The organism is Caldisericia bacterium (assembly GCA_021158845.1).
Lineage (GTDB): Bacteria > Caldisericota > Caldisericia > B22-G15 > B22-G15 > B22-G15.
The window spans coordinates 1-8,520 of sequence record JAGGSY010000010.1; the positions used below are offsets into that span (position 1 = coordinate 1).

The following is an 8,520-nucleotide window of genomic DNA, read 5'->3' on the forward strand; positions in this document are numbered from 1 at the left end:
TTTAGAAGAAGAATCTAATTACTTATCAATCTTTGGCAATTCTATACCTTTCTGTTCCTGATATTTGCCTTTCTTATCCTTATAGCTTACCTCACACTCCTCCTCTGCACCAAGAAATATAACCTGTGCTATACCTTCATTTGCATAAACCTTCACAGGAAGAGGTGTAGTATTTGATATCTCTATAGTTAGATAGCCTCGCCACATCGGTTCAAGAGGGGTTATGTTCACAATGATTCCGCATCTTGCATAGGTGGACTTTCCAACACATATTCCAAGAACATCTCTCGGAATCCTAAAGTACTCAAGACTTTTCCCAAGAACAAAGGAGTTTGGTGGTATGACGCAAACTTCTCCTTTAAAATCCACAAAACTCTTTGGATCAAAGTTCTTTGGATCTACAATTGAGTTAAAGACATTTGTAAAGATTTTAAATTCATCTGAGAGCCTTATATCATAACCATAGGATGAAAGTCCAAAAGAGATAACGCCTTTCTTAACCTGCTTCTCCTCAAATGGCTCTATGATTCTCTTCTCCTTTGCCATTCTTTTTATCCACTTATCATTCTTTAACATTCTTCCTCCTTTCCACATGATCCCCAACTATAACAAAATCTTCAAAAACTGTTGGAGCTTCCCTCTTCAGTATCTTAAGAATCTCTATTGTCATCCTCCTTATCTCCCATTGAGCATGTTCACTTCCTCTGAGTTCAACTATGTGTCGCCACTCCCTTAAATTGGCAGTAATTACAATTTCTGTTGTGGTTGCATTGGGAAGCACAAATCTTGCATCCTCCTTTGGAATTTTTAAATCTCTCAATTTTTTGTATGTTTCTCTCACACTCTCCATAAAGTTTAAATAAATTTTATGTGCCTTAGGATTTTTCTTTACCTTCGGTGGCTCAACAAAGGTAAAGTTTCTTTCATCCACATATCTTTGAGACTTCTGGGTAAAAGATGCAAGTCTGTGTCTTACAAGTTGATGGGTAAGACTCCGTGATACATCGCTGATTCTAAAGCTTGCCACTGCATGTTCAATAACAGAGAGGTGTCCAAGATCAATTATCATTCTTATAAACTTTTTTCCACTTCCCTCTTCCATTCTGTTAAAGGATTGGTAGGAGGTTCTACCTGCTTCTTCAATCACCTTTTCTGGATTTGGTGTTATATATATAAGTTCAACTTTCATATAAAATTAAAAAGGAGGGGTTTTCCCTCTAAATCTATTTCTGTCCAGGCGGCCTTACTATGACTTCGGCTAATTCTGGCTTCTCCTTGAGTTCTTCCTTTAAAGCTTCCTCCCTTTCAAGGTTTCTGTAATTTGGGTCTTCAAATGAATACTTAAACCTTGTATGAACATCGTATCTACCTTCAATCAAAGCCACAGTATCCTCAACAAAAACTATCTCTTCATCTGTGGGTATGACAAATATTCTCACCTTTGAACCCTCTCCAGTTATCTCTGTTTCTGCATTTCTTGTCCTTGCAAGTTCATTCTTCCTCTTATCATAGATTATTCCAAGTCCTTCAAGCCCATCCAATGCTTTACCTCTTATTGTTGAACTCATCTCACCAACACCTGCGGTGAATACAATGGCATCAACTCTTCCAAGAACTGCAAAGTAGGCACCGATGTACTTTTTGAGTCTATAGGCTTCAATCTCAATGGCAAGTTGAGCCCTCTCATCTCCTTCTCTTGCTGCCTTCTCAATATCTCTCCTATCTGCATACTTCCCAGTGATACCAAGGAGTCCGCTCTTCTTATTTAAAATTTTATCAATCTCATCAACGGTAAGGTTCTCCTTTCTCATCATGAAGAAATCTATTCCTGCATCATGGTCTCCTGCCCTTGTCCCCATGACAAGTCCTTCAAGGGGTGTAAGTCCCATAGAGGTATCCACTGAAATACCATTCTTTACTGCATCTGCACTTGCTCCATTTCCAATGTGAAGTGAGATAAGGTTTGTCTCAAAGGGATCTTTACCAAGTAGTACTGCCGCTCTCTTGGCTACATACAGAAGGGATGTTCCGTGAAATCCATACCTACGAACTCCATACTTCTCATACCACTCATATGGAAGTGCATAGATGTATGCATGTTTAGGCATTGTTTGATGCCATGCAGTATCCATTATTGCACAGTGGGGAACATCTGGGAGAATCTCCTTTGCAGCTCTAACTCCCATGAGGTTTGGTGGATTGTGGAGGGGAGCGAGGGGGGAAAGTTCTTCAAAGACTTTTAAAAATTCCTCATCAATAATCACAGATTTGGCAAACTTCTCACCACCATGAACCATTCTGTGACCTACACCCTTAATGCTTTTGAGGTCTTTAATGGCACCTATCTCTGGATCAAGAAGGGTGTCAATTATGAGTTTTATTGCCTCTCTATGATCAGGACACTCATGCTCAATTTTCACTTCTTTTCTTCCTGGAACAAGATGTCTTATAAATGAACCCCCAATAGTTACTCTCTCCACAATTCCTCTTGCAAGGGTTCTCTTCTTGTCCCAGCTGTAAAGTAAATACTTAACAGAAGAACTTCCACAGTTCAAGGTGAGTATGTCCATCTTTTTCCTCCTATTTTTAGTTAGAGTTTAGTTTTATTATAATACAAAAAATAAATGAGGGGGCAAAAGCCCCCTATAAGATGTGGAAAGATTAACCTTACTTAAGGTCTTCAAGTGCTTTAATGAGCAATGTAAGGTATGTTAGAGCTGGTCCACCACCCATCAATGCTCCAACAAAACCTGCTTCAATTATCTCCTCCTTTGTTGCTCCAGCTTTCAATGCGTTGTTTGTATGGAAGGCAATGCAGTATTTACATCTTGCATTTACAGCAAGTGCAACAGAGATGAGTTCTTTAACCTTTGTTGAGAGCTTGCCTTCTCCTTCAATTCCATGAACAAGGTCAATAAAGAGTTTCACATACTCTGGATGAGTCTTTTTTAGCTCTCCAAGTGCTCCCATAAATTCATCCAATGTAGCTTTCATGTTCTCTGCCATTTTTCACCTCCTAAAAATTTTTCATAACAATTATACCATAAAATGTTAAATTTTAATCAAAAAAATCCTATAGATTTTTGAAAAATTTTTTCTAAAAGCAACCTTTATCAAAAAGACTCATACAAAAAATGGTAAAATTGAAAAAGAAACTTATTTTAAAGGAGATAAAAAATGGAGAAGAAAGAAGAGGTTTTAAAAGCGTTAAGGAAGGTTGTAGATCCTGAAATAGGAAAAAATATAGTGGATTTAGGTATGGTTAAGGACCTAACTGTTGAAGATGACAAAGTCTCCTTCACCCTTGCCCTTACCGTTTCAGAGTGTCCTCTGAAAAATGAAATGAAGAACAACGCTGAAAAGGTACTTAAAGAGTTGGGTTTCAAAGAGGTGAATATTACATTTGGAAAACTTACAGAGGAAGAAATAAAAAAGATATTTCCAAACTGGACAGGAAAACCACCAATCCTTGAGAAGGGGAACATTAAGCATCTCATAGCTATTGGCTCTGGAAAGGGTGGTGTTGGCAAATCCACTGTGGTAACGAACCTTGCCATAGCATTGTCAAAATTGGGATACAGAACTGGAATTCTTGATGCAGATATACATGGACCAAATATACCAATAATGTTTGGGATAAAGGAAAAACCATACGGTATTGACAACAAAATAATACCCCATGAAAGGTTTGGTGTAAGGGTTATGTCCCTTGGTTTTATGATGAGTGGAGAGGGTTCTCCTGTAATATGGAGAGGTCCACTTGTAACAAAGGCAATAAAGGAATTGTTCCAATTCACAGTGTGGGGAGACCTTGATTTCCTCTTAATTGACCTTCCCCCTGGAACAGGAGATGCAACAATTACAGTTGGACAATCTCTCCCGTTGACAAGCGCCATTGTAGTAACAACGCCACAGAGAGTGGCAGTGTCTGATGCTTTAAGAAGTGCAAAAACCTTTGAAAAATTAAATGTAAAGCTTCTTGGTGTCATTGAAAATATGAGCTACTTTATATGCCCTGATTCTGGAAAGAGATACAACATATTTGGAGAGGGTGGGGGAGAGGCAATGAGTATTGCGTTAAAGGTTCCTCTTCTTGGGAAGATACCAATGGAACTTGACTTGAGAGAGGGGGGAGATAGAGGTGAACCAATAACCGTAAAGAATCCTGAATCTGCCTCATCAAAGGCATTTTTTGAGATAGCAAAGAAGGTGGTGGAATTAACAGGTGTATCCAAAAAGTCTACTTAAACTAATTGATGTTCTTGAGAGGCTTCCTGGGATAGGACCAAAGAGCGCAGAGAGACTTGCTCTCTACATACTGAGGATGTCACCTGATAGAGTGGATGAACTAATCAAATCCATTGAGGAGGCAAGAAGTAAAGTAAAGAGGTGTAAGATTTGCTTTAACCTTACAGAGGATGAGATCTGCAGTATATGTAAAGATGAAGGAAGAGATCACTCAACAATTCTTGTCGTTGAGGAAGTAAAGGATTTGGTAAGGATAGAAAATCTTGGCTACTATAAAGGGGTTTACCATGTCCTTGGAGGTCACATATCTACCCATGGTAAAGTTGGGGTAGAACACCTGACCATAAGAGAATTGGAGGAGAGGGTGAAGGAGGGGAATGTTAAAGAGGTGATCTTTGCCCTCTCCCCTCAATGGGAAGGAGATATAACAAAGGAATACATTAAAAAGATACTGAAGAAGTATCCAGTCAAGATCTCATCCCTTGCGAGGGGGATATCTGGTTCCACATATCTTGAAGCTATAGATGATACATCCCTTCTTGAAGCTTTGAAGGAGAGGAGAGAAGAAAAGTAAAGAGTTTATCTATGCTATAATTCCTGTATGAGAAAATATATTATACTGGGAGTAATTTTCCTGATACTCCTCTTATCCATTGGTAAAACATCTGCCTCTAAGGAAAGGGTAATTGTTTTACACATTGAAGGAGAGATAAATCTTGGACTATCAAAATATGTGGATAGATGCCTTAAAGATATGGAAGGAGTTAAAGCTATAGTTGTTGAGATAGATACATTTGGTGGCGCTCTTGACGCTGCAACAAAGATAAGGGATAGACTCCTTCATGTGGATGTTCCCACAATAGCATGGATTAAGGGGAGGGCATGGTCAGCAGGAGCTTTGATAGCTCTCTCATGTAAAAAAATTGTCTTCTCATCTGGTGCAAGTATGGGGGCAGCTGAACCAATCCCAACCACAGAAAAGACTATTTCTGCAGTAAGGGGCGAGTTTGAATCCACATGCGAAGCAAATGGAAGAGACCCAAAAATTGGTGCCTCCATGGTTGATAAAGAGATAGAGATTGAGGGAGTTGTTAAGAGGGGAGAACTGCTTACTCTATCCAGCGAAAAGGCAAAGAAACTGGGATTTAGCGATTATGAATCTAACAGCTTGAATGATATTCTATCACACTTCAACCTTGATGAATTTGAGATCTCTGATCTCTCTCCTCTCCCATCTGAGAGAGTTGCTGGATTTCTCACATCTTCAACTGTAAGGGAAATTTTACTAATTGTTGGACTTCTTGGTTTAATCATAGAGGCAACAACTCCAGGATTTGGAATACCTGGAACCATGGGACTTGTTGCATTATCATTATTCTTTGGAGGGCATATGATAGCAGGAATTGGAAACTGGCTTTACACACTAATGTTTATAGCAGGGGTTGTTCTACTGCTCCTTGAAATATTTGTCATCCCTGGCTTTGGCATAGCAGGAATATCTGGAATTGCTCTTATTTTTATATCCATATTTTTAACCCTTGGTGGTGGAGTAGGTGCAATACACACTATAGGTATCGTGGCTCTAATTCTCCTTGTCTCTTTTCTTGTTCTTCTCTTCTTCTTCCCAAAACTTCCCATATGGAAGAAACTTGGGCTTGCAAGAAGGGAGACGAGGAAGGAAGGGTATGTTGCTGTAAAAGAAGAGAAGCACCTTGAAGGAAAGGAAGGAAAAGCAATTACGATGCTAAGACCTGCTGGGGTGGTGGAAATTGAAGGAAAGAGGTATGATGCTTTAACAGATGGAGAGTTCATTGAAAAAGGGAAAAAGATTGTTGTAACAAAAGTAGAGGGGGGTAAAATTTTTGTAAAAAGGATTAGATAGATTATGGAGGTAGCTATGAAGGTATTTATTTCCATTGACATGGAAGGGATATCAGGACTTACATACTGGAAGGAAAAACAGGAAAGGATCAGTTTCTTTATGACAGAGGAACTTCTATCAGTAATAGAAGGGATAATGGAAGTTGAAGGAAACTCAGAAATTTTAGTCTGCGATTCACACTCCTTTGGAAGAAACATAGATATAGGGAAACTCCCAAAGAATGTAAAACTTGTCTCTGGCTTTCCAAGAAAGTTTTATATGGTTCAGGGAATAGATGAAACCTTTGATGCCGGAATATTCATAGGATACCATGCTCCAGTGGGGACGGAAAATGCAGAGATGGATCACACATATTCAAGTTCTTCAATATATGAGATAAAGTTAAATGGCATGGTTGTGGGAGAAACTGAGATAAATGCAGCATTTCTTGGAGAATACTCTGTTCCCGTTGTCCTTGTATCTGGAGATGATAAGTTAAAAAACTTTTCCCAGAAAAATCTAAAGGGAACGCATTTTGTAGTGACAAAGGAATCTATTGGTAGATACTCTGCCTTACTTTATCCTGTAGAAAAGGTGCATAAAGAACTCAAAGAAAATACAAAACTTGCCCTTCAGCAAATTGAAAAAATCAAACCATTTACATTTGAAAAACCAATAAATATTGAAATAACATTCCTTGATACCATCAAGGCGGAGCTTGTAAGTTTAATTCCAAATTCAGAGAGGAAAGGTGGAAGGACTATTTCCTTTAAATCAGATTCCTTTAAAGATATATACAGATTCCTGATGTCATCAATAGTTATGGCATCTTTTAGTAAGAATCTTTAGAAAGGAGTAAAGAATGGATTACTTTGTAAAGGATCTCAATCTCAGTGGAGAGGGGAAACTGAAAATTGAATGGGCAAAAAATGAAATGAAGGTTTTAAATGAGATAAGAGAGAGGTTTGCTCCCAAAAAACCTTTCAAGGGAATAAAGATTGGTGCATGTCTTCATGTAACAAGCGAAACTGCAAATTTAATGATTGCTCTTAAAGAGGCAGGTGCAGATGTTTATCTTACCGCATCAAATCCTCTCTCAACACAGGATGATGTTGCGGCAAGTCTTGTTAAAGATTTTGAAATTCCTGTTTTTGCTGTAAGGGGAGAGGATAAGGAGACGTACTACAAAAATATAAAAAGGGTGATTGAGAAAGGGATAAATATTTCCATGGATGATGGAGCTGACCTTGTATCCATGCTTCACTCAAAGATGAGGGACTACCTTAAAGATATAATTGGTGGAACTGAGGAGACAACAACAGGGGTGATAAGACTGAGGAGTCTTGAGAAGGAAAAGGTACTCTCATACCCAATAATTGCAGTTAATGATGCAAAAACAAAACACTTCTTTGACAACAGGTTTGGAACAGGACAGTCAACCATTGACGGAATCCTCAGGGCAACAAACATACTCTTAGCAGGGAAGGTTTTTGTTGTGGCAGGATTTGGTTTCTGTGGAAGAGGAATTGCAGAGAGGGCAAGGGGAATGGGTGCAAGAGTCATTGTAACAGAGGTGGATCCTGTAAAGGCACTTGAAGCTGCAATGGAAGGTTTTGAGATCATGAAGATGGAAAAGGCATCTCTAATTGGAGACATCTTTGTAACTGCCACAGGTGACTACCATGTAATAAGATTGGAGCACTTTGAGAAGATGAAAGATGGAGTAATACTTGGAAATTCAGGACACTTCAATGTTGAAATAGATGTTGAAGGATTGGAGAGGATAAGCAATGGAAAGAGAGAAATTAGAAAGAATTTAACTGAATACACACTGAAGAATGGGAAGAGAATCTACCTTGTTGCAGAGGGAAGACTTCTAAATCTTTCTGCAGCAGAGGGACATCCATCAAGCGTTATGGATATGAGTTTCTCAAATCAATTTATGTCGGTAAAATTTCTCGTTGAAAATAGAGGGAAGCTTGAGAAGAAGGTTTACAATGTTCCAGAGGATATAGATAATGAGATTGCAAGGATTAAATTAAAAACAATGGGATTTGAGATAGATGAGTTGACAGAGGAACAGAGGAAGTATCTCTCAAGCTGGGAAATTGGCACATGAAGATATTTCCATCTTCTCCTGTAGTTGGTATCGGTGTTATTGTTTTTAATAAAGATTATGTGCTCATTGAAAAGAGAGGAAATGAGCCAGGAAGAGGGAAGTGGAATCTTCCGGGTGGCACCCTGAAGCTTGGAGAAAAGATATTTGAGTGTGCAAAGAGAGAGGTATTTGAAGAAGCAGGGATAGAGATAGACCCCATTGGTATTGCAAAGGTCTATGAACTCATAGAAGAGGAAAACGAAAGGATTAAATTTCACTATGTAATAATAGATGTTGTGGCAGAGTATCTATC

Annotated in this window: 10 protein-coding genes; 6 read left to right on the forward strand and 4 right to left on the reverse strand. The window is 38.7% G+C overall.

Translation table 11 applies throughout. The annotated features are described in order from the left end of the window. Window positions 1-18 precede the first annotated feature (18 nt). The 4 genes from J7J33_00370 to J7J33_00385 all read right to left on the reverse strand — a co-directional run bounded on the left by J7J33_00370 (window position 19) and on the right by J7J33_00385 (window position 3,006). Window positions 19-576, reverse strand: coding sequence for a dCTP deaminase (locus J7J33_00370; GenBank protein ID MCD6167751.1), 558 nt, complete (start codon window positions 574-576; stop codon window positions 19-21). Further along, window positions 563-1,189: an FAD-dependent thymidylate synthase gene (locus J7J33_00375; GenBank protein ID MCD6167752.1), complete on the reverse strand. Its 627-nt coding sequence runs from the start codon at window positions 1,187-1,189 to the stop codon at window positions 563-565. The genes J7J33_00370 and J7J33_00375 overlap by 14 nt, the downstream gene beginning before the upstream one ends. Window positions 1,190-1,223: 34 nt before the next feature. Then, window positions 1,224-2,570, reverse strand: coding sequence for an acetate kinase (locus tag J7J33_00380; protein ID MCD6167753.1), 1,347 nt, complete (start codon window positions 2,568-2,570; stop codon window positions 1,224-1,226). A gap of 97 nt (window positions 2,571-2,667) precedes the next feature. Next, window positions 2,668-3,006: a carboxymuconolactone decarboxylase family protein gene (locus J7J33_00385; protein MCD6167754.1), complete on the reverse strand. Its 339-nt coding sequence runs from the start codon at window positions 3,004-3,006 to the stop codon at window positions 2,668-2,670. A 171-nt stretch (window positions 3,007-3,177) separates the two neighbouring features. Here J7J33_00385 and J7J33_00390 point away from each other — a divergent pair, with 171 nt between their 5' ends. The 6 genes from J7J33_00390 to J7J33_00415 all read left to right on the forward strand — a co-directional run. Further along, complete coding sequence (locus J7J33_00390) at window positions 3,178-4,248, forward strand: Mrp/NBP35 family ATP-binding protein (GenBank protein MCD6167755.1); 1,071 nt, start codon at window positions 3,178-3,180, stop codon at window positions 4,246-4,248. Further along, window positions 4,226-4,822 carry a recombination protein RecR gene (gene recR / locus J7J33_00395; GenBank protein MCD6167756.1) on the forward strand — a complete coding sequence of 199 codons (597 nt, stop codon included), beginning with the start codon at window positions 4,226-4,228 and terminating at the stop codon, window positions 4,820-4,822. The genes J7J33_00390 and recR overlap by 23 nt, the downstream gene beginning before the upstream one ends. A gap of 27 nt (window positions 4,823-4,849) precedes the next feature. After that, window positions 4,850-6,130, forward strand: coding sequence for a nodulation protein NfeD (locus J7J33_00400; GenBank protein ID MCD6167757.1), 1,281 nt, complete (start codon window positions 4,850-4,852; stop codon window positions 6,128-6,130). Window positions 6,131-6,145: 15 nt separating this feature from the next. Next, window positions 6,146-6,958 (forward strand): M55 family metallopeptidase, encoded by an 813-nt coding sequence (locus tag J7J33_00405; protein MCD6167758.1) that lies wholly within the window; start codon window positions 6,146-6,148, stop codon window positions 6,956-6,958. Between the two features lie 13 nt (window positions 6,959-6,971). Further along, on the forward strand, window positions 6,972-8,228 hold the full coding sequence (locus tag J7J33_00410) for an adenosylhomocysteinase (GenBank protein ID MCD6167759.1): 1,257 nt from the start codon (window positions 6,972-6,974) through the stop codon (window positions 8,226-8,228). Next, a partial coding sequence (locus J7J33_00415) for an NUDIX domain-containing protein (GenBank protein ID MCD6167760.1) occupies window positions 8,225-8,520 on the forward strand: 296 nt, incomplete at its 3' end. The genes J7J33_00410 and J7J33_00415, both read left to right, overlap by 4 nt.

Excerpts from the sequence above, each read along its gene's own strand:
- J7J33_00410 (MCD6167759.1), top strand. The coding sequence starts at position 6,972 with ATGGATTACTTTGTAAAGGATCTCAATCTCAGTGGAGAGGGGAAACTG.
- J7J33_00375 (MCD6167752.1), bottom strand. The coding sequence starts at position 1,189 with ATGAAAGTTGAACTTATATATATAACACCAAATCCAGAAAAGGTGATT.
- J7J33_00400 (MCD6167757.1), top strand. The coding sequence starts at position 4,850 with ATGAGAAAATATATTATACTGGGAGTAATTTTCCTGATACTCCTCTTA.
- J7J33_00370 (MCD6167751.1), bottom strand. The coding sequence starts at position 576 with ATGTTAAAGAATGATAAGTGGATAAAAAGAATGGCAAAGGAGAAGAGA.
- J7J33_00380 (MCD6167753.1), bottom strand. The coding sequence starts at position 2,570 with ATGGACATACTCACCTTGAACTGTGGAAGTTCTTCTGTTAAGTATTTA.
- J7J33_00390 (MCD6167755.1), top strand. The coding sequence starts at position 3,178 with ATGGAGAAGAAAGAAGAGGTTTTAAAAGCGTTAAGGAAGGTTGTAGAT.
- J7J33_00385 (MCD6167754.1), bottom strand. The coding sequence starts at position 3,006 with ATGGCAGAGAACATGAAAGCTACATTGGATGAATTTATGGGAGCACTT.
- J7J33_00405 (MCD6167758.1), top strand. The coding sequence starts at position 6,146 with ATGAAGGTATTTATTTCCATTGACATGGAAGGGATATCAGGACTTACA.